The organism is Leptospira limi (assembly GCF_026151395.1).
GTDB classification, from domain to species: domain Bacteria; phylum Spirochaetota; class Leptospiria; order Leptospirales; family Leptospiraceae; genus Leptospira_A; species Leptospira_A limi.
In genome coordinates, this window is the sequence record NZ_JAMQPV010000005.1 from 25,465 (window position 1) to 47,610 (window position 22,146).

The window sequence follows — 22,146 nt, forward strand, 5'->3', positions numbered from 1 at the left end:
CAATTTGCCGCAGCCCGAGCGATGGCTCGTCCCGAAGCGTAGCAGTAAGCCGTAGTTATGCGCAGTATAAAACTTTTACTTTTATTGTCTTGGGCTGTCTCGGTATTTTGTATAATCAGCTAAATATAGCTGAGCAGTTTCATCAAGATATTCTTTCCTTCGATTTCTCAAGTCTCTTAATTTATTATAAATACTTTTATAGATGATTTGATGAGCTTGGTTTTTAAGTATGGAATCATTGAATTCATCGTATTCTATTTCATCTTCATCAAAAGTCCAGTTAACTAAAGATAATAATCCTTCTTTGTCTAAAGCATCAATTTCTTTAAAATTTCCATCTTCCAGTCGAAAAAAACCATTATTATTTTCAATTTTTAGTAGCTTCATAGCTTATCCTCCTTTTTTCATAAGCAGAAATACCCGCTTCCAATGAATTCATAATTACTTCGTAATTGTTTATTTCAGAACCATCTATTGAATGTAGTTTTTTATCTGTAGGATAACCCGAATAGATTCTGTATGTAATTTTCCCACCGATGATTTCTTTTTTAGTATATAGTACATAGTCCGCTCCAACAGATCCACCTACTGTACTATTATGAGTTACGATTACAACTGGCATTGATTTTGATATATCTTTTAAAATTTGATTGACATCACTTCTTAGAAAGATGTTGTCAAAAGATGATTCAGGTTCATCTATCAATAGTATGTCATAATTTTGCGAATCATTAATTTCTTGAAGAAGTCTAAATTCAGATCTTTCTCCACCTGACACCTCAAATCCATCTCTATTTAATATTTTATAATCAATTTTGACAAAAAATTTATAAAGGTCTGAGCGAGGTATATAGTCATTTTTTAATAGCTCTCGCAGATATTGATAAGGTTGATCATATAATTGATAAACAGCACTAAATGCTGTTTTTAATCCACTAACAGATTTAATTTCTCCGGCCCCTGCAAATTTCCTTTTTTGTGCCTCAATAGTAAAACCTTGAATTGTTTCTTTGAGAATGGTTGAATCTATTTTTAGAAACTCCACTATCTTTTCAAATTTTTTTACTGCCTTATAATCCAAGCTTATTCTATAAAGATCAACATCTTCTACTTGAACTGCTGAAGTTCTTATTCGAAGACCACTTTTAATATCTCTTATTAGGCTATTTACTACTTTCTTTTTTTCGATTTCTAAATGATTTGCTCGGAGCAGAGAAATTAATTCCATTATTAAGGCTATTAATGAGTTTATCTCTAAATGTTTTGTTACGATATTATGGTACTCTTTATTTTCTATAACTTGTCTTATGGATTCAATTAAGGATTTCAAAGATTGCAAATTCCCTATTGTGAATTCTATTTCATCAAAAAGTTTAACTTTAGAGAATACATCGCTCCGATTAAAATCTTCTGCAGCTTTAAGTAAGGTTGTAACATAGTTATCAACAAGTTGCTCGTTAGCTTCGATATCAATGTTTATTATTTGATCAATAACTCTTTTTAAGCCAGATAAATAATTTTCTGTAAATACGCTTCTCTTTTTTTCTAAAGTTCCCTTGAATTCCTGTTCTTCTGATTGTTGAACTAAAGCAAATTGTTTTATATATTTTACATTTTCTTCGCTTTCGTTTATTTTATTTAGCGTGTGAGTTTTACCAGAAGATCGGGCCCCAAGCAATACGTTTAGTCCTGTGGATAACTTTTGTCCATCTTCAAATAACTGAAAAAGTTTATTTCCTTCATCCGCAGATAAAGCAACTTTTGCCTTATCACCTAAGGAGGACTTTAGAGCCTCTATGCTCAGGTTACCGCAATCGACAAAAGTTTGCCTTGTGGGAAAATTTATTAGGTTTTCTTTCATTCTTGAATCGCTAAAGAGTACCGGTGTCAGTTTTTCAGTATCTTTAATCGATCTAATAAATTTTTTCGGACTATCAACTTCACCAACAGTAACAAATCTTGTTAGCTTTTCCAATGTGTTCCCAGTAATTGCAGGTGATTTTTCATAATGTGGAATAATTAGATATTCATCAAGATTTCCAAAAATTTCGACTAATTCTTCGTAAGATATGTTGTCTCCTATTTTCGTTATTCGTTGGGATACCTTTGAAGTTCTTGAATCAAAAGAATCTACACGTTCTGGATTAGTTATTAATAAAAGATGTCCTTTATCTACATTAATTTCAATGCCAGGAAATACAACGATAGGAAGCTCTGATTGAATTATTTTATATTGAGTGATATCAAAGATATCATGATTGGTAATTGCAACGGCATCTAATTTTGCTTCGCGAACATAATTTTTAAATGTATCTATGCTGAAAATAAAATGACTATCACTAATAGTTGGTATAGTGTGAATGTGCAGATCTATTTTTTTCATTCTTAATTCCTGATATAACTAATGTAAATTATAATGAATCTAGTAGTGGATTATTCAATGTAGATTTTTTATATTGCGCATAACGAACTAGGCTTACTGAAGTTGTCCGACCCTGAGTCCCGGAACGGGACGTTAGGGACTGGCACGTAGTTTGCGGATGCAAACGAGTGACAGGAGGACAATTTGGCGCAGCCCGAGCGAGGGCTCGTCCCGAAGCGAAGCAGTAAGTCGCTGTTAAGCGCTGTGCCCTTAGTCAATTGAATTATTTTTGAATTTAGAATACATCATTTCTGACATTGGTTTAATGATTTTATCTATTTTCGAAAAATCTTTTTTATTTAATAGAGAGTATTGAGTTTTTAAATAAATTTTTCTGTCATATTTGTGTTCACTGTCTGTTTCTGAACAAACTATTAGTTGAGTTGTAGAAGGCAGTTGATTTGCAATAAATTCATTAACTATTGGAAGATTAATATCATCTTGAGCTTGTTGATTTGGGGAGTCTATGACAATAGGTATTATGAACGGCGAATCCTTGTTAAGCATTACTTTCCAAAGAGAATAATAGTATGCCATAATAGAACGTGGACCTCCACTTCCCGAAAGCTTAGGTCTACTTGATATATTCATTTTTTCGACGCTAGCCGGATTTAGTTGTAAAGAATTGCGTGCTCCCGAATAAGAATCTCTAAAAACTTTCAGAATTTTTTCGGCTCGCTTTTTATCTGTAAGTTCGCTTATTCTAGAATCAATTTGTTCAATTTTAGTATTAAATTCGATAATGGAATTTTTAATTAAATTTGATTCATCATTAAAGGCTCGAAAAACCTTTTCTGACCCATAACTTTCTATAACTTCTTCAAATCGCATGTTCTCTTTTTTCGAATTTAGCAAAGTTTCTATTTTTTTAAATCTCTTTAAATATTCTTCTTGGGAGGCTTTCGTTTTTTTATTTTCTTGGAGAATTTTTAGTAAATCTTCATTTAATCTGTTTACGAGCTCTCGTAAAACTCGAGAATCTTCAGTATAATGTATCACATCTAAAAACGATTTTGAATGCTCTGCACCACAAGTTGGGCAGTATAGATGTTCTTGATTATCTTTCTGGAGATATTCAAAATCTTGCCCGGAAGTACGTAAGGCTTCCTCGGCAAGTTTAATTTGCAAATTTAAATTTGAAATTAGTTCTTCTTCTCTTATTACTTTTTCGCGAAATATAGATTGTTCTTTGCTGATTTGATTAAATTCTTCCGTAATATTTTTAATTTCCTCATTAAAATTTGATATATTTAAATTAGTATTGTGGGATGGGACTTTTTCGTTTATTCTTATTCTTGCTTTTTCAAGAAAATTTAGTTCTTTATTTAAACTTTCTTTTTCCAATGAAATTAGAGTTTTTTGCGATTTGTTAATATAGTATTCAGGTGGTTTTAGTCCGCTAAAATATTCTAAGATAGAACCAACTGGCGCTTTGTATTGTTGAAGACCTGCAAAAGTATCCCAATCAGCGAGCCAACTTCCATCCTGATTGATATAAAATGGCAAGAAAAAACAACGGGGATCCGCTGAAACAGATTGTAGGTTCCTGCTAGTAATGATTAAGTTAAAATCTGTGATTTTGCAAAAAATATCTGTCCATTCTGAATGTGTTGTCGAACAGGCTATAATTTTTCTTTTTTCATTAAAGAGTGCTCTGTTGCCTTTTTGATGTAGAGCATAATATGCTTTTTCATTAACACTGAATTTTACTACTGATATTGAATTCTCATCCCAATTTGCCAAATCACCAGTCGCTCGTGCACCCAAAGTCAAGAATAACGTTTTAATAAGGCTAGATTTTCCTACGTGATTTCTTCCTGCTATTAGGTTTTTTTTCGGACTGAATTGTATCTTTGCTGCCATTTTCTCTTTGTGAGAGATCATCCAAATGCTTTCGAATGTTAATTTTTTCATACGATTTTGTTCTAATACTCCTGACTAGTTTTCTTAATTCTGGTCCACGCATTTTATAATTATCCTTATTAATAAATATCCTATCAGTTCTGTTTCTGTTTTCTTCGGATTTTGTGGCCTAAAAATGGCTAACGCTCTTTTTACATATGAGATATCTTTTTTGTCTTTAATAGTTGTTGATAAAAACTTATCTATTTCTTCGATTAATTTTTGATCTTCTGTGGAAAAATTTCCTAATACAATATTTTTATAAATATTAGTCGCTGTTAGCTTTACTTTAACAATGTCAAACGCAGAATATCCAGAATCTTGAAGATCCTTTAGCCAAAAATCAAGTAGTTCAATTGCGTCTGGAATTGTTTGTAGATTTGATAGAGCCTCAAGTAATGAGGCTTTAGAATAACCTTGTCGCTGTACCACTTCAGAGAAACTTTTGCATTTTTCAGTTTTTGCTCCAAGAGGACTTATCGAAACAATTAATGCATCAACTAACGATTTTGCCTGTCCAGAATGCCTCGGACTTCTTTCATTTAGAAAATTATGTACGTATCCAATACAATATGTCTTTGGGTCATCGACTGGTAAATACGTTCTCTCTAAGAAAATTCTATTAAGATTCTGATTTAGCTTTGGGATAGTGTAAATTGTTTCAATAGCTTTTGCAATAATCTCTATATATTGATTTGATAATTCGCTAATGGACGATTTTGTTGATGTAGCCACATTATCACCCGATTCGAGTAGTATATCACACCCGCTATTAGATATAAAGACACCGATACTATTTAGTTTTTTGAATGATTCAATTGAATAGAAGAGTTTACATATAATACTTTCTTTGAATGCTTCGTATTTTGCATTTTGTTTATTGTTTTGGGTTTCAGGAAGGCCTGTTAACTTATTCCATGTCCATTCTTTTCTGTCACTTTTTTTGATTTGATATATGGTAACACTTTTTGGTTTAGTAGCAGAATCAAATTCTGCAATATCTTGTATTGCCTCAAATAATAGTAGGAAGTCGTCTGCATCATTCTTCATTAACTCAAACATTCTTAAAATAGACCAATATTTTTGAAATTCGATTCCTTTCTGATTATGTTTGCCGCCTGATTCGGATAAATCTTTGTCATTTATATATTTCAAAATATCTTCTGTCATTAAGGTTGATTTACTTATCATGCTCATTTACGTTACCTATAAAAAAATTGAAGGGCATTGCGCTTAACGAACTAGGATTATTGACGTTCCTCGACCCTGAGTCTCGAAGAGACGTTAGGGACTGGCACGACGCTTGCGTATGCAAGAGGAGTGACAGAAGAGGAATGTGTCGGAGACCGAGCGAAGGCGAAGTCCCGAAGCGAAGCGATAATCCGCAGTTATGCGACGTCACAAAGATTTAATTATTTGAAATATCAGAACTTCTCGTCTAATTGCCTTTTGTGATTCCCAATAGTAGGGAAATTTTAATATTGAAGGAAATGGCAGGCTTTCAGAATAATTTATTACTTTATAATTCTTGGTTTTGCAGTAGAGCAAGATTGAATTTGTTATAAATCCTGGATTTATATATAAAGGAATGATTTTCCCAGTAAATGATTTGGCTGGTAGACAGAGAGTTAATACACCTTTGGCTGCCAAACTTTCAATTAATACTGGTATTATATTTTTATAAAAGATCGCAAATATTTTGTTATCTTCTTTTGTATTAAATCCGTAAGGAGGGTCTGTGATAATCAAATCATACATATTCTTTTGCAACTTATTTGCATTTTGTGTAATATATTTAATCGTCGAAAAATCTATTTTTTTGCCAAAAGGATTTGTACCTATTGTATAAGAATCAATGAATTGATTTTCAGTTTTTGAATTTTGTATTTTTTCTGAAATATTAGCAAGCTTCTTTATTGGATTAACTAGTTCTTGTATTTCTTGAACGATTGATGAATTCAATTTTTCAGAACCACGAGTCAAATTTTTTTGATGTCGTATAAATACTTTTAAAATTGTATAAAATAATATTCTGGAAAAAAGTTCCATTTTTTTAAGCTTATTTAATACGATAATTTTCTTTTCATTAAATTCATAATCATATGCGAAGTCTAAGCATTTGTTTAACAAAATAATTTCTTTTTTACCAACATGTTTTACAAGATTATCAAATTTTATACCTTTCTTCGGATTGTTTCCTATGAATTCATAGTAATTTTTTATTTTATTTAATCTCTTGATGATTAGTCTATATTCAATACTACTCAAATTAAAGAATAATTCATTATCATGAAGCATATGGATTCCGATTTTTTCTAAATCAAACCCGAAGAGTTTTACATTCTTATATTTTAGAGCCTCTATAAGGAATGTACTGGAACCAGCAAACGGATCGCAAATTGATAAGGTTTTTTTCTTATTAATTAACGTAGAAAGAGAAATATTTAAAATAGCGCCAGCTAAAGTGTGCGGAATGGTAATGTGATTATTCCAGCCCGGTTTGTTCTCATCGAACAAGTGAAAAGGATTTCTATTTATGAATAGTTGCTCATAACAACAAAAATATCTGCTTTTATCCGATGAATCAAGAATTCCCTTATCTGATACCAACCATATAGCTTTATTTTTTTCTATATTCGTATCGTTCTTTTTTTCTATTGTGAATGATTTGTAATTTCCGGGCGATGGAAATATGCAATTGGCTTTTAGATTCTTTTCTAATTTAATTAGAATTTCATCAATTGAGAGTTCCTTAAAAAAGTATTTGCTGATATATATTTTTACATCATCGAGACCATTTTTAAGGAAATTTGTTTCTTCTCTATCAAATTTCGAAAAGTCTTCATGCGCGTAGACAATAAAAGGTGTTAGCGTTTTCCGCCTTTTGAATTTAGTAAAATGTTTTCTAATTGATCCTAAAAAATCATTGTATTCTATCTTTTCCGCGTTTCTTATAAAGATAGCGTTGCCACAGGAATGTATATAACCAGAATGAGAACAAACGGAACTAAGATTTAAATCAGTAAAAGGATTTAAGTGGATTGTTGCGGAACCCTGTAGGGGAGATATTACGAGCGAATTCAAAAGTAAAATTAGATATGTATCTACAAATTCCGTGATTTTTTTATCACTAAAATCATTTGAAAAAAAGGTTTCGATTAACTTTTCCAATGTTTCTTTGAATTCTTCAACGGAAGAAAAAATTGGCGATAAATGATAATTCTTTATCGAGCTAAATTGTTTTACTAAAGAAATCAATTCGACGAATTGAATATTTGTTACATTCTTATTATTCTTAAATAAGAAATAATAAGATTTCCCTCTAACATCGAACCAATAAGTAAAAAAAAATGAAGAGTTGAACATTTTCTTTTTTATACTACTCTTAATGGCATATTTTAATAGTTTTCTTTCTTTTGTTAGTTTATTCATTATTATTATTCCTTTTTGTGATGTCGCATAACGAACTAGCATTATCGACGTTCCTCGTAGCTGAGCCTACGGAGTAGGCGTTAGCGTCGGCGCGCTTTTTGCGAAGGCAAAAAAGCGTGACGGAGAGGAATGTGGCGTAGCCCTAGCGAGGGCGTCAGTCCCGAAGCGCAGCGATAATGCGTAGTTAAGCGAAGTGCCGCATAAAACTGTTGTAACTCGCTTTTAATAATTCGATCGACTATTGTAGAATATAAGTTCTAATCTTTAAATTTTTCAAAGTACATTGTATTTAGGTTTTTAAATTTCTCATCAAATGGCCAAAGAGTGTCTGATTTACTTATTGTATTTTCATTTAATCTTCCTTCAGGAAATTTAAACTTTGGGAATCTATTTTTTAGAGTGGGTAGTATGGAGCTAGGAATGGATACATTATTCTTCCATTCGTCGTGACCTGATCCATCCATATTTATTGCAGAGATTTCATTTTTTTTGAAGTATAAATGTATATGATGTTGGTTTTTTGGTGTATGTGGTTTGTGTTTGCTAGCAGAATATCCTTTTCCGAGAACTATATCTCCTCGTTCGACTCCTTCTCTTAGTATCGTCTCTAGTTCAGGTTCTCGACTATTAAAATAATAATGAATTATGTATATACTATTGTCTCTTTCTATTAACTCTTCCATTGTCCAAATTTGTTGCTTGTAACTCATTCTTGATATCCTTCGATGTTTTTTAAATCATAAATTTGAAATTTCAATTTCAGATTTTCCTAATTGAATTGCATAATTGAATAACTTTAACTTGCTTGTTTTCTGTGCTTCCAGTAGATCTGATTTTAAAAGATCAATTGCTTCAGATCTTTTAATTTCTTCTTCAAATGAAACTTCCCAAGCTGTTGTTAGACCATCTATTTTTATCCATTTATTCTTCTTTAAACATTCATAAAATTTCTTACGATTTTCATCCGTAGCATTGAGTAAATCTAATGTAATTAATCCTTTATATCCCATTTTAATCTCCGTAAATCTTTTTTTATTAAGACTATTAACTGTTTATATCTTTTAGAAGCAAAGCTGCGGCATTTCGCTTAACTGAATTTATTAGAGTTTCGTTTATTGTCTGAAAAGTAACAAATCCATCTATTGTTTCTGAAGTGCAGTCTTAACTAGCCAAGCTTTCAGATACCATCTAATATGAAGCAATATGCAACGTGCGATAATATAGATTATGTCGCATAACAGGCGTTACTGCTATTGAGTGTACTCGTATTGGAAAGCGAATTGGTAACTTCTGAGATCGCTCAAATAAGCTACACTTTTATCCGCCAATTCTATAAAATTTCTACTTGGGATCAACAATTTACGACCCTGCGAATTCTAAAATTACTAAAGAAGGGGCTATAGGCATAGCTTCGCCCCCTCAGTCCCATTTGCAAAACAAAACAGTTGTTTAATTTAATTTAAAATGCATCAACTGTATTTTAAAATATACAGTAAATCTTATATAAAAAGCAGATAAAATAAAAGAGGGGTGAGGTCTTAAATTTGAGATGAGTTAAAATAATAAATTGCAAGCCGATCAGAAATTATTACAAAATATCATAAAAAAAATTAAATTGTTAACAGCGATTTAATACTCGCAAATTTATTTGTAGAAATTCCGATCAATTTGCCACCAAACATACAATTTTATAAACAAATTCAATTTTTTAGGAATAAGGATTTTTTTGCATTTTTCCCAATATGGGAAGTCTACGATGATTAGCCTGATCTTCGTTTAAATCAAATATTTTGGCAATCTGGGCAAATGAAATGAGGAGGGCTCTTAAGCAGCCCTCACCCCCCCCTCTTCGCTTCCTTCTTCAAATACTCCACCGCTTCCATTGCAAGATATCCCGCCTTGACAATAGCTCGTGGATTGTTTTCCAAAATCCTTAACCAAGACCCAATATACTCTCGATGTTGCAACTCCCCACTAAATCCAAATTCACCTGCAAAGATGGCTGAGCAAAGTTCGGCGACCAATTCTTCAAATGCGTAAGAACCAATGCCATTCGAAAAATCTCTTCGCAACCGATGACTAGCACCCGTACAATGACCTAACTCATGTAAGTAAGTAGACCAATAGTCGGTTTCACTTCGGAAATACTCTTTTTTAGGCATACGAATCGTATCCAAAGGGATCACGTAAGATGCTTGGTCCACCCCGAACTCTTCCCTATTGTGTTCGATCGATTGCACAAACTGATCGATTCCGGGAGAGCCATCTCCCACAGTCTTTGTTACAAACAAATCATATTCGTTTTCCGGAATATTGATTTGTGCTATGTTTAAAATAGGAAACGCCTTGTGAACTAAACACGATTTGTAATAGAGAGGTGCCTCTTCTTGTTCTTCTTCGATTCCCTCCACTACTTGTTTCTTTTGGGAATAAATAGGAAACTTTACATGACAAGGATACAAAACTACCGTCTTTGCAACCTCGCCTGCCTTCAAACAATACCCAAGGCTATTCCATTGTTTCTCCGTGGCCCAAGCTGGATACGTATACCCATACCGCATCAAACTGTCTGTTAACCAAAAGGTATTGACTAGTCCATATGATTGTTCTGTCTTCACGTTCGTCGGAAATCCGAAACTCTGCCAAGGTTTGACCCACTTCCCAAGACTACCAGATTTTAAAGCCGCCATTACATCGTTTGTAATCTTCTTTATGATCGTTTTTGCATCGTTCTCTTTCATAACAATGGATGTAATCTAGAACCCAAGAGTGTCACAATTCTCGAAAAAAATCGCAAAACTGAGTCTTTTCCGGAGAGGCTAAACCATATAGGTCGCCTAGGACAAATGGGAGTTATGAATGTAACAAATCTATGGAAGGGATTCGGAAGAATCTTTTCCGAATGGAGGAACGTTTAGTCGTGTAAAATTAGTAAATTGATGCAAGATTGTGAGAAATAGAGAATTTGGGATGGCATATTAATTTTTTGTTAAATTAATATTAAACAACGTAGGTATAAGACTTTCTGGAGCCTGTCCGTAACTATCTATTATACTCAGTGGATCATTAATTCCAAATCGTTTTTAATCCAGAAATTTTGTAATGTTTCATTTCAGAATCTTTAGAAATCAAAGTCAGTTTATTAGAAATGCATTGCCAAATGAGCATTCGATCAAAAGGATCTCTATGAAAATCTTCCTTTAGATTATGATATGAGGAAGCATCCAATTGATTTAATTCAATGACCTTGATGTTTAATTTCTCAAGAAATTTCGGAATATCCTCAGGTTTAAAACCCGATAATTTTAATTTTCCAAGTTTATATTTTAAAGAAATTTCCCACAAAGAAATTGAACTTACTAAAATTTGATTATTTTGGTCTTGAATAATACTGGAAGCTTTTTTACTTAATTGCTTTGAGTCTCCAATGGTCCAAAGTAGAACATGAGTATCTAATAAAAATGACATTTAGTTGCTTAAGAATTCATCTTCAGTGATAGAAAAATTATGATCGAATTTAATTTTAACTTTCCCATCAAGCATACCAATCTTTCTTTTTTGATCATTTTTTTGATTCACAGGAACAATCATAGCGATGGGCTTTTTGTTTTTCCCAAAAAGAATCCCTACTTTTTCTCCGTTTTTAACGTATTCAAGGACTTCGGAGAAATGTGTTTTTAATTCACCAACAGGAAAGGACTTCATGTTATCTAAAAGATAACAATATTGTCAAGTTGTCAAGTTAATTCAATTCCCCTACTCTACCCTTCCATCAGACCAAAACAACTTGTTTAGTTACTTGAGAGACAATTAATTGCACTTGAAACTTGGGATTCGCGGTATTTGCGAGTGCCATAGAAGATGGAACCAACAAGGGAGAAGAGAAAACCGATAGAGAATATGATTTTCTAGGTTTTAGCGAGATGATCGAGAGGGTTAAGAATCATTTAATTTTTTCTGCTATTTAGTTTCAGATACTGTCCAAGATATTACTTCTTCCAATAAGCAGTAAGAATCCATTTTTATATCACAATTAAATTTAAAATCTGTCTCTGAATTGTGAAGAAAACGCATACCTCCTGGTTTAGACTACTTGATGAATGAAATAGTAAATCTGCTTATTGGGATATTTGTATCTTCAGATATTGAAGTTTCCCAAGAATGTGTTAGCAAAAGATATGGACCAATTTGATTATTTAAACCGGTGAATAAATGCATTGCAGAATCAAAGGCCTTTTTGTTAAAAAAGAATTCACACACATCTAACTTAATTTGAGGTTCCAAAAAATAATCTTTCCTGTAGAAAAAAAAGCAAACCTAGCTTCATCGAAACTATAATAAAGTTTATCTCCTAGCCATTTTTTTAAATTCGTACAATCCTTATTTTTAAACACCTGCACAAACTGGTTAAATTGTTCTGCGCTTGTTAACATTGAACGGTTATCGATAAATTCTGATTTTCCATCAGATTGTTTTTTCACACAACTCATGCAGATTATTGTAAGTATTAATAGAAATGCATTTTTCATCATTTCTTACAAGTCCAGCCATTACAAAAATCAGATCTTGACATACGTTTCCCCACTCTATTAATCCGGACCAAGAAGTTCTTCCAATTTTCGCACTTCTTCTTCGGCGAACCCGAATTCCGTAAATGGAGGTATATTTTTTTCTAATTTGTAGAGTCTATAAGCTTCTTTAGCACTCTTTAGGAATTCTTCCGAATCAATATGTCCGTGTCCGAAGAACATTGGATACTCTCCCTCTGGGTGCATTAAATAAAATAACTTATCATTTCTAGAACGAAGATAAATGACTACAGGTGTCATATCTGTGTATGGCGACAAAATAAAACTAAGCCGACAATCACGAAACTCTTTCGTAAATTTAATACAATATACTTCATTTAGAGTATCAATTTCCGCAGAAAAACCAACTTGCAAAAAAGAAACAAATCTCCCTGCTTCTTTGTCAAACTAAATAACAACGCGAGTTCGACCTGCTTGCTTATGTATAACCTCATAAAAATCATAAACAGAAAGATTCCCTTTTTGATCACCGATCTCTTTTCTAAAACGAGTTGGATCAATTTTTTGGTATTTTTCATAGGGAATCTCCAAAAGTCGATCTTTATCCCAATTATTGAATTAGGAATTCTCTTCAATCAGTAAGGATTTCTCTTCGGCAACTTCTTTCTGCACAATAACATTATCTTTTTTGCAGCTAAAAAATAAAAACGAAACCAAAAGTATACTTAGAATCCTAGTGCTATAATTGTGTTACAAGGTATACTCCCTCAAAAGAATTTCTATCTGAAGTGGATAGTAAACCTATCCGATTTCCATTGCCATTCTTTTTCATACTATTCCCACGAGTGTATTTCCGCTGATTCCGTCCGAAATATTACAGTTACGATGAGACAACTTTTCGCATCGTCAATAATTACCCCACCTAACTCCCAAACATAGGCCGAAGTCTCACCGTAAAGTTCTCCCAAAAAATTCGATCTTGTTTGGTCAAACTCTCTGGTCCAAGGGCCGACTGGATCCGAATGCGAGTCGAAGGTGCCAATTGGTTTGTCCAATGCAAAAACTCTTTCCAAACATCGAAAGGATTCTTTGTACTTATGTTATGTACTTTTGTTGTACTATGTACAAAAGGAACTGCTGAAATTTCCGAATCTGCCTTGGATTTTTGGAAGGGGGCACTTGGTTTTGTTTCCACTGCTGGTTCGGATACAATTCCTAAGCAGTAGGACAATTCACGTCTCCTTCCATCGAAGGAAAGTTGTGAGATATAGTTTCGTTTTCGCAGTTTAGAAATCATGCGAGAGATGGTATCGGGTTTTTTCCCAAGAAGTTTTGCAAAGTAAGTGTTCGATGCAAAACACCCTTTCGCCAATGTTAGCGATCGAATTTCTGAAAGCAGATACTTTTCAGAAACACTCAAATCCACAAGGCATTCAATCTCCCTGGGAATCCAAATTCCTGTTCGGTTGGTTTTCATTTTAGGTTCCTTCTTCCAAATGAACACTGACTCCGGCTACGAGCATCTGGTCGTTTCTATGCCAATGCATTCATCGAACGCATACCTCCCCTACTCTACTTGCCATTGGTTTTTCAAAATGTGACAAACCTTCGGTCCAAGTAAAATCGAGAGATGGGAAAGTTCTTTCGAACGTTCCGTCGGAACTTTTTTTAGGAATTCCGAGTTAAGTCATAACGGCTATGTGGTAGAGCCGTGTCCGGCAGTGCCCACCGAACGATCCCTAAATGTACTGACGTCGATAAACTGTCAATAAGTAAAAGAGACATAAATCTGAAATTTTCATTGTGACCCAAACAAAAGTTCGGAGGTGGTGGAAAGGTGATTTGTTTTTGGAGGAGAAATTTGCCCTGGCTGGCTACCACACCTTCCAGGGCGTTTGACTTAACCCGATTAAGGATTACTTACCAACTACCCTAACCGAAGTACCAAAACAGTACAAGCATTTTTTAACTTTTCTGAAATCGCCGAGACTTTAATTGGTCCAATCTATTCTTTAAAATATGGACTGAATTAATGATAAATTCATAAAAAGTAATATTGTTTGATTTTTCCCAATTTACCATGATTCGCTGGTTGAGTTCAAATATCGAAAAAGTAAGAAAACTGTTTGTAAAAAATAAATATATTATATAGAAATCTTCACCACCGATAATTAGCAGGAGACCACAAAGGAGAAACATCAAGGAAAGAATTTTATTTTTTCTTCGATTTGATATATCTTGAGAAATTGAAAACTGAAGAATTCCATGAATCATTCCGATTATTCCAATTACTGGTAAAGGACCTGGAAATAAAAAGTTAATTAAAAAAATAAGAAAAAACCAAGATGATAAAATGAATATCGATTTTGAAAACTTGGTTTTTATTCCAGAATCTTGCGAATAAAATGACATTAAGATAAGTATAGGTATCAAAAAAATAAAATATGTATGAAGGTTCTTTGAATTTTTTTCTCCAAAATATTGGTCTGATTCCCATCGGTAACCTTCAGGGAATGAATATGAATCTAGAAAATCGTAAACACGGTTTCTTGCAGTGTACCCTAATTCATTCAGTTTAATAAGCATACTTACGATTCTAATTTTATTTTTATGATATATTTTGACTGGCACTTTTGTTTCGATGCCTGAAGCAATGCTTTCAATAGGAACGAAGTCATCATCACGATTCTTAATTCTAATTTCTTTTAAATTTTCTAATGATGATCTAAAGTCTTTCAAATATCGCACTCGTACGTCGATTTCTTTATCAGCAGAATTTATTTTAACCGCGACCCCTCCTTGTATCGCAAGTTGGAGTTGATCGCCAACTTCTGAAAATCTAAGTCTAGATGCAGCTAATTCTATATTTTTTGGGAATAGTTTCAATTCTTCTCTTGCAGATTTAAATTTAAGAACAGACTCTTCCACTCCATCAATAGTTTTTATTCTAGCTGCAAGATTATTGGCTAGATTTTCAAGAATTCGATCATCGAATCCTAATAAATCAATTTCAATTTCTTGAAAGTACTTTGAGCCTTCATTAGTGGCAAAAAAAAGTTGACCGTCTTCGACAGAACCGATAACGGATCTGATTTTGCTTAATAAATTTCCATCGGCAATTATGCCATCTTCTAAATGAAGAAAAAAAACAGAATGAGCAGGGTCTACTTTGCTTACAACTTCCGATACTTCTTCAATCGTAGATAATTTTTCTTCAACTCTTTTGCTAATTAGATTTGTATGTTCGAATGATGTGCCTGAAGGAAATTCAAGAAAAGCCAAAATTTCTTTTCTGTCTAAATTAGATGTCGCTGCAATTTCAGCTTGTGAAGAATAAACCAATCCAAGAGAAACTAAGAAAAATAATCCAACTGGATAAGAATATAAAGATAAATGTACAAATTCAGTTTTTTTGCTTATCCAATTTGCGGAAGTTTTGTTAAATTTTCTAATTAGAATTTTTTTAAAAATATTTATTTTTTCAATCTTAAACGTTATGATAATTTTTTGTTCAAAATTCACATCGATAATTTTTCTTATTAAAATTGAAGTTGCTAAAATGATAAAATAAAAAAGGATAAATTCTATGATATTGCTTGCATATACTAAGTTTAATAAACTTAATAATACAAGAAAGGAAGCGAAGATTCCAATAAGAATAGAGTTTATATCGTGGATTTTTTTAAATAGAAGCAAGGTAGTTAGTGCTCCTAAGATGCCCAGATAATTAAAATATGTGAGGTCTAAATTTAGGATTCTGATTGCGAAGGCTGCGAATAGTGATAGGATAATAAAAAGAATCCAAGTTTTGATGAGATTGCCGAAATTTAAAATAAATTTAATATTTGTAATTACTGAAAACAAAAGTAAAAAAAACACTGAAGAGAACATCGATATGTAAATATCTTTAAGATATTCTCCTTCATCTTGAGTGATTTTTTTTGTTATAGTCTCTGGTAGATTTTGATCCAAAATAGACCTAACATTGGAAGAGATAGATAATGAATTTAAGTCTGACGAGGAATAGATAAATAAACTGACTCTTTCCTCGCCATTTACTCTCGCAGTTGTTGAGTCTTCTCTTTCTTTTGTCTGAATTATCGCGATATTATTAAGTTTTATTAATTCGTTTGATATTCTGGAATAAAACGGTATATTGCTAATATCTTCGATATCTATTAATTTTTCCTTTACTGAAATGGTTAAATCTAATTTGTCTCTGGATATTTTGCCTAGTGAGTAATTTTTATGGATATCTTGAATTTTATTTAAAATATCTCGAATACTAATATGGTAGGCTTCCATTTTATTTGGATCACATCCTACTTCGATTTCTACTAAATTTCCCCCTGCAATTATGGCTTGACTAACTCCTTCTATAGACTCTATTTTCTTTTTAATGTTCTTTTCGATAACTTCTCTAAGGTCATTTATTGAGAGTGTATTTGACTGAAAAGAAACGACCATATAAGGTTGTTTGCTTGGATCGTGTTTATGAATGATTGGTTTGTGAACATTTTTAGGAAAATTGGCAGATGAAAGTTCAATAGAATCTTGAATTGATAAAATTTTTTTATCTACATTCTTTGAACTAGATAACTCAATGAATATCATTGCTTTTCCTTGTTCCGAAATGGATCTAATATTTTTAATTCCATTTACTGTGGAGAGCCCTTCTTCAATCGGGTTGATTAATAATTCCTCTACTTTGTAAGGATCAAATCCATATGCTGATATTTCAACGGCAAGTGTTGATGCTGAATTGACAAAATTGGTTTTGAAGTTTATGCTTTCTATTGCCAGTATCCCAAAAGCTGTTGTAATAAGTGTGGCCATTAGAAATAACTTAGGCCTCAACTTAATGTAAACATCGATTTTATCAAACATACTTTGATGCGATGCTCGGAAAAAAATAAATTGTTATAGGGATCACAAATAAAGAAAGAGTTAAAGACGTCAATAAACCAGATACGACTACTAGTGCTAGTGGAGATTGGAATTCGGAGCCCGAACTAATACTTAGAAGAATTGGCAACATACCTAATATGGTAGTGCTGTTATTCATTAAAATCGGCCTAATGATTGTTTTGCCTGCAAATAGTATCGAAAGTTTTTTATCGTAATTATTGTTAATGTAAAATTTATAATATTCGAAATAGAGTACTGAGTTGTCCACAACGACCCCAATGACTAAAATGAATCCCATAAAGGAGCTTATATTTAGTGACATTCCGGAAAAGAATAATGAAGGGAAAACTCCAATAAATATGAACGGAATTGATGTCATGACAAATATTGAAGATTTGAAAGATTCGAAAATGCCAGTAAGAAGCATAAAAATCAATAATGTAGCAAATAAAAATGATATAGTAATCTCGTTAAGTGCATAATTTAAATCTTCTAGATTACCATCTTCTTTCATTGTTACTTCGTTTTGGTTAACCAATTCTGATTTTATTTGGGATACTAATATTTCTCGATTTGAATCTTGATTCAAATAAATGTCAGTTGAATATAAATTTGAATTTCTGCGAATAATTCGTTCACCATCGATTAAGCTAATATTACAGATTTCTCTTAATGGTATAAAGTCACTGGAAGGAGTTTTTAATCTTAAATACATAATTTTATCAACTGAATCAGCATATCTTTTTTCCATTTTAATATATAATTTTAAAGTTTGATTAGAGTATTTCATTTCTGAAGTCTCTAACCCTTTGAGAGAAATTCTAATAAAGCTAGAAACACTTTCAGTTGTTAATCCATACTTGGCTAATTTGTCTTGTTGGAAATTAATCAGATATTCTTGTGTTGTATAATCAAAATCCGTTGAAATGCTTTCATGAAATTTTCTTTTTATTTGCAGGGCAAAGTTTTGCAATATTTCACGTGAATTCGATTGTACAGAAATCGATTTTTTCTTGTTGTTTGATAATAATTTTTCTAATCCTGATGATTCTTCTGTGAATATGATTTTTGAATCAAATTTCTTTTCGTATTCAGAAATCATGTTAATGATTTTACTTTTTGCTTCTTTTTCTAATCCAATTATTTTAATTTCTGCCTTATTTCCTCTAGAGCTTTCTTCTGAATCCCATTTTGTCAATTCTTTATCAATTCCAACTTTAGTTAAGAGTGTAATATGAGGAAATGATTTTGAGATATGCTTTTCTAATTCTAAAACATTGGAGTTAATTATTGATAAATTAATTCCAGATTTTGATTCATAATCAATATTGTATACTTCGGTATGAATTTCAGGAAAGAATTCATATTTTATAAATGGTAGAAACAAAAAAGAAGTAATAAATAGTAAAGTTATAAAGACGATTAGTTTTTTAGGTGATTGAATCAGTTTTTCTAGAACTACAATGTACTTCATTGAAATTGCATCGATAATTTTTGAATTATTAGCGTTAATATTTCTTCTTCTGGCATAAAGAATGGATACTATTAATGGGACAAATGTACACGATACAATAAAACTTGTAATCAGAGTTATTGAGATTGCAAAGGCCATCTCAGAGAATACTAATCCAAGGATATTTTTCAAAAATCCAATCGGTAGAAAAACAATGACTGATGTTAAAGTAGCGGTTAAGATTGATTCGAAAACTTCGGAAACACCTTCTTTTATTGATGATTCAAGAGGCTCATTAGTTAGAAGTCTTCTTTCTATTGCTGATAGTACAACGTTACTTGAATCGAACAATAATCCAATTCCAAGCGCTAGTCCTCCAAGGCTCATAATATTGAAGCCTATTTCAAAAAGGTAAAAAAATAGGAAACTTAATGTTAGCGTTGTTGGAATTGTTAATATTAAGATCGATGGTGAAAATATATTTCTCATCAAAAATAATAGAACCAAAAAAGCTAAAAATGCTCCTAAAAGAAGATTTTGTAGTAAGCTATTGATTGAATTTTCTATAAAATCTGATTCATCATAGACTATCTCAAGATCAATGTCCTTTTCAAGATTCTTCTTAATTTGGGATAAATTTGATCTTATCTCATTTGAAACCGTTACGGAATTTTTTCCTGGTTCTTTATAAATATTTAAGATAACTGAATCATTTAAGTTTAATCTCGAATAACCTGTAGGTTCTTCAAAATCTTCATTAAGATGGGCGATGTCTCCAATTCGTATCACTCCTGAATTTGGTCTAAATGAAACTACAAGATCTGATAGTTGAGTTAAATTTTGAAATTCGCCTACTGCTCTAATTTGTAATTCCTTATTTCCGATTGCGAGCTGTCCTGCAGGATAGTTTTTGTTACTAATTTTTACGAGCTGATCAAGCTCTTCAGGTTGTACCCCATAAGATGATAATTTCAAAGGGTCAATAGTTATGTTTATCTTTCGTCTTTTTCCTCCAATTATTTGTGTTAAGGCAACCCCATCGACTCTGTCGAAATTAAACTTTACATTTCTTATTAGATAATCTCTTAAATCATTTTCATTTAACCTGGGTTTTGCTGAAAATGCAATTTGGATTAAAGGTTTACTATTTGGATCAAATTTTGATATGATCGGTTTTTGAGTATTATAAGGTAAAGTGTCTCTAATGAAATCTAATTTTTCTCTTATTTCCATCGAAACAATTGAGATGTCTGTTTCGTTTTTAAATGTTAGATGTACAAAAGAATAACCTTCCTTAGATTCGGATTCGATTCTTTTAAGTTTCTGTAGAGTTCCGAGTACTTCAGCGATTTTTTTAGTTACTAAGTTGTCAACTTCTGAAGCTGATGCGTTCTCATATTCAGTAATAATGGTTAATTTTGGATATTCGATTTGAGGGAAAAGACTAACGGGTATCGAAAATGATTTGATGATTCCAAAGAGCATAAGCCCTGAGTACAACATCCCGATTAAAAACTTTCTTTTTAAAATTAATGTTATCAGAAAGTTCATTTTTTAAAAGTTGGGCTAACTTTAACTCCTTCGTATAACTGATTAAGTGGAGAAAGAATAATTGTTTCGTCCCCGTCTAGTCCATCTTTAACCATATAAAATCCATTGTATTTTTGAATGGATTCTAATCTTTTTTTATAAGCTCGATTATCTTTGAACTGATAAATTTCAATTATTTTTTCCTGAAATGGGATTGCTGCATTTTCTGGAATTAAATAGAAATCCTCTTTTCTGCCTGATAGGATTTCAGCTTTAACATACATTCCTGGTTTTAAATCCTTTGACTTTTCCATTCTAATTTTAATTTCAGCGCTATGGGTTCTTTGATCTAATACTGGACTTGAATATAGAACTGTTCCTTTGTATTCTCTATTTGGAAACGAATCAGAACTAATAATTGCTTTCTGACCCGGTACGATACTTCCAAGTTCAGTTTCGTTTGCATTGAATATAACATTTAATTCTTCAACTGAAACTAAGTTGACAATAGGTGTTCCAGCATTTGCTCCTGCATTGATTAATTCGCCAACGTTTCGATTGATCCTGTAAACTATTCCATTGATAGGTGAAACTAATGTAGATTCTCTAATTAATACCTCTACTGACTCGATATTCGCTTTTGCTGCATTTACATTTTTCTCCGCGACTTCCAACTCAGCCTTTTCCAGTCTCGTATTTAAATCTTTCCATAATTCAATTTTATCTGCCCTTTTTGCAGGTACTGGAATACCTTCTGAAGAAATATCTTGATCTCTAATTCCAATTTGAATCATTTCTAAGTCTTTTTTTGCAGAATCTCTAGCTAACTTTTTTAAATTAAAGTCCTGCCTAGTTGCTAAAAGTTCTTCTTCTGCAATCACATTCGAATTAAACAAACTTTCTTTTTTTTCTAGGATTGAGGAAATTCTTTGGTATTCTAGTTCAGCTTTTTCCAAATTTTGAATTCTTTTCTCCTCTTCTGCAAATTTAATTTCTAAATTTCTTCGAGCATTTAAATACTTGGTTTTGCTAAGAGAATAGGAAGCTTTTGCAGATTCAAGATTTGCGTTGAGTTTTAATAAATCTATTTCAAATGACAAACTATCAAGCTTCGCAATTTTTTGGCCAGTCTTGACATTTTCTCCTTCTTTGACGTATATTTTTTCTAACCGTCCACCAACTTTCGAATATAGATCTACTTTCTGAACTGGATCGACTAAAGCTGCAAAGAATAGTGAAGGAGATAGGTTTTGCTTTTCAATTGCGGAAATGAAAACAGGAATTGACATCTCTTCAGAGGAAAGATTTTCAATCGTTTCGTTTGAATTCATTCTATGTTTAATTGATAAAGACTTTACATAAAATACTCTTGTCAAGAATGGTACTTTGGATCTCAAGTCTGTCCATGTTAAATTAGAATATACCAGAACTATTAGAAGATAAGATATTCCGCTGATTACAATTTTTGAAAAATATGGTATCTTCGTTAATATATCATAAATCTTTTTTAAGGATTCAAGTTTCAATTGATTGCCAATCCCAAAAAGAAGTAAAAGACAAGGGCATAGCTCAAAAACCATATCATTGCTGATCTCCGTTGGAAAAAGCCATTTACCTTATAACATTTTGAATATAGTTTTGTCGAAATGTAACATGAAAAAACTAATATTGATATCCAAATAGCAATCGAAACTGAAATTTTAATTACGTTCATATTTTCAAAGGTTGCGAAAACTGAATGATAAGGAATTAAGATTATCATTGGCAAAAATGCCGCATTTGTAGACAATATTGAAATATACAAATGTTTGGAAAAAGGTAAGGAATTCTCTTCAAACAATTTCTGAAGTAAGAAACTGACTAAAGAGGTGATTGATAACCATATAAAGAATAATGCGAATATATATATTAGATTCCAAGGATAAGTGTTAATTATAGTCGTTATCCCTGTAATATTTTGTGCTTGAAGC

16 protein-coding genes are annotated in these 22,146 nt (G+C 32.1%); all 16 read right to left on the bottom strand.

Annotated features, from left to right (window positions below; all coding sequences use genetic code 11):
* Positions 1-81: 81 nt before the first annotated feature.
* The 16 genes from ND812_RS18020 to ND812_RS18095 all read right to left on the bottom strand — a co-directional run bounded on the left by ND812_RS18020 (position 82) and on the right by ND812_RS18095 (position 21,702).
* Positions 82-387 (bottom strand): hypothetical protein, encoded by a 306-nt coding sequence (locus ND812_RS18020; protein WP_135640230.1) that lies wholly within the window; start codon positions 385-387, stop codon positions 82-84.
* A complete protein-coding gene (locus tag ND812_RS18025; protein ID WP_265376709.1) occupies positions 368-2,383 on the bottom strand; it encodes a histidinol-phosphatase in 2,016 nt (671 codons plus the stop codon). The genes ND812_RS18020 and ND812_RS18025 overlap by 20 nt, the downstream gene beginning before the upstream one ends.
* A 249-nt stretch (positions 2,384-2,632) precedes the next feature.
* A complete protein-coding gene (locus ND812_RS18030) occupies positions 2,633-4,336 on the bottom strand; it encodes an AAA family ATPase (RefSeq protein ID WP_135640228.1) in 1,704 nt (567 codons plus the stop codon).
* A gap of 33 nt (positions 4,337-4,369) precedes the next feature.
* Positions 4,370-5,494: a dsDNA nuclease domain-containing protein gene (locus ND812_RS18035; protein WP_265376710.1), complete on the bottom strand. Its 1,125-nt coding sequence runs from the start codon at positions 5,492-5,494 to the stop codon at positions 4,370-4,372.
* Between the two features lie 228 nt (positions 5,495-5,722).
* Complete coding sequence (locus ND812_RS18040) at positions 5,723-7,756, bottom strand: TRM11 family methyltransferase (protein ID WP_265376711.1); 2,034 nt, start codon at positions 7,754-7,756, stop codon at positions 5,723-5,725.
* Between the two features lie 257 nt (positions 7,757-8,013).
* Positions 8,014-8,466, bottom strand: a complete 453-nt coding sequence (locus ND812_RS18045) for a hypothetical protein (RefSeq protein ID WP_135640223.1) — start codon at positions 8,464-8,466, stop codon at positions 8,014-8,016.
* A 27-nt stretch (positions 8,467-8,493) separates the two neighbouring features.
* The gene (locus ND812_RS18050) at positions 8,494-8,766 is read right to left on the bottom strand and encodes a hypothetical protein (protein ID WP_135640222.1); all 273 of its coding nucleotides are present in this window, start codon (positions 8,764-8,766) and stop codon (positions 8,494-8,496) included.
* 825 nt (positions 8,767-9,591) lie between these two features.
* The gene (locus ND812_RS18055) at positions 9,592-10,497 is read right to left on the bottom strand and encodes an ArdC family protein (protein ID WP_265376712.1); all 906 of its coding nucleotides are present in this window, start codon (positions 10,495-10,497) and stop codon (positions 9,592-9,594) included.
* Between the two features lie 325 nt (positions 10,498-10,822).
* Positions 10,823-11,224, bottom strand: coding sequence for a type II toxin-antitoxin system VapC family toxin (locus ND812_RS18060; protein WP_265376713.1), 402 nt, complete (start codon positions 11,222-11,224; stop codon positions 10,823-10,825).
* A complete protein-coding gene (locus tag ND812_RS18065) occupies positions 11,225-11,461 on the bottom strand; it encodes a type II toxin-antitoxin system Phd/YefM family antitoxin (protein WP_265376714.1) in 237 nt (78 codons plus the stop codon).
* 557 nt (positions 11,462-12,018) lie between these two features.
* Positions 12,019-12,237: a hypothetical protein gene (locus tag ND812_RS18070; protein WP_265376715.1), complete on the bottom strand. Its 219-nt coding sequence runs from the start codon at positions 12,235-12,237 to the stop codon at positions 12,019-12,021.
* A 108-nt stretch (positions 12,238-12,345) separates the two neighbouring features.
* Positions 12,346-12,699 (bottom strand): hypothetical protein, encoded by a 354-nt coding sequence (locus ND812_RS18075; protein ID WP_265376716.1) that lies wholly within the window; start codon positions 12,697-12,699, stop codon positions 12,346-12,348.
* Between the two features lie 508 nt (positions 12,700-13,207).
* Positions 13,208-13,762 carry a helix-turn-helix domain-containing protein gene (locus ND812_RS18080; RefSeq protein ID WP_265376717.1) on the bottom strand — a complete coding sequence of 185 codons (555 nt, stop codon included), beginning with the start codon at positions 13,760-13,762 and terminating at the stop codon, positions 13,208-13,210.
* 488 nt (positions 13,763-14,250) lie between these two features.
* Positions 14,251-17,172, bottom strand: coding sequence for an efflux RND transporter permease subunit (locus tag ND812_RS18085; RefSeq protein WP_265376718.1), 2,922 nt, complete (start codon positions 17,170-17,172; stop codon positions 14,251-14,253).
* Entirely contained in the window at positions 17,165-20,197 is a 3,033-nt protein-coding gene (locus tag ND812_RS18090; RefSeq protein WP_265376719.1) for an efflux RND transporter permease subunit, read from the bottom strand. Before ND812_RS18090 ends, ND812_RS18085 begins: the two co-directional genes overlap by 8 nt.
* A complete protein-coding gene (locus ND812_RS18095; protein ID WP_265376720.1) occupies positions 20,194-21,702 on the bottom strand; it encodes an efflux RND transporter periplasmic adaptor subunit in 1,509 nt (502 codons plus the stop codon). Before ND812_RS18095 ends, ND812_RS18090 begins: the two co-directional genes overlap by 4 nt.
* Positions 21,703-22,146: the final 444 nt, after the last annotated feature.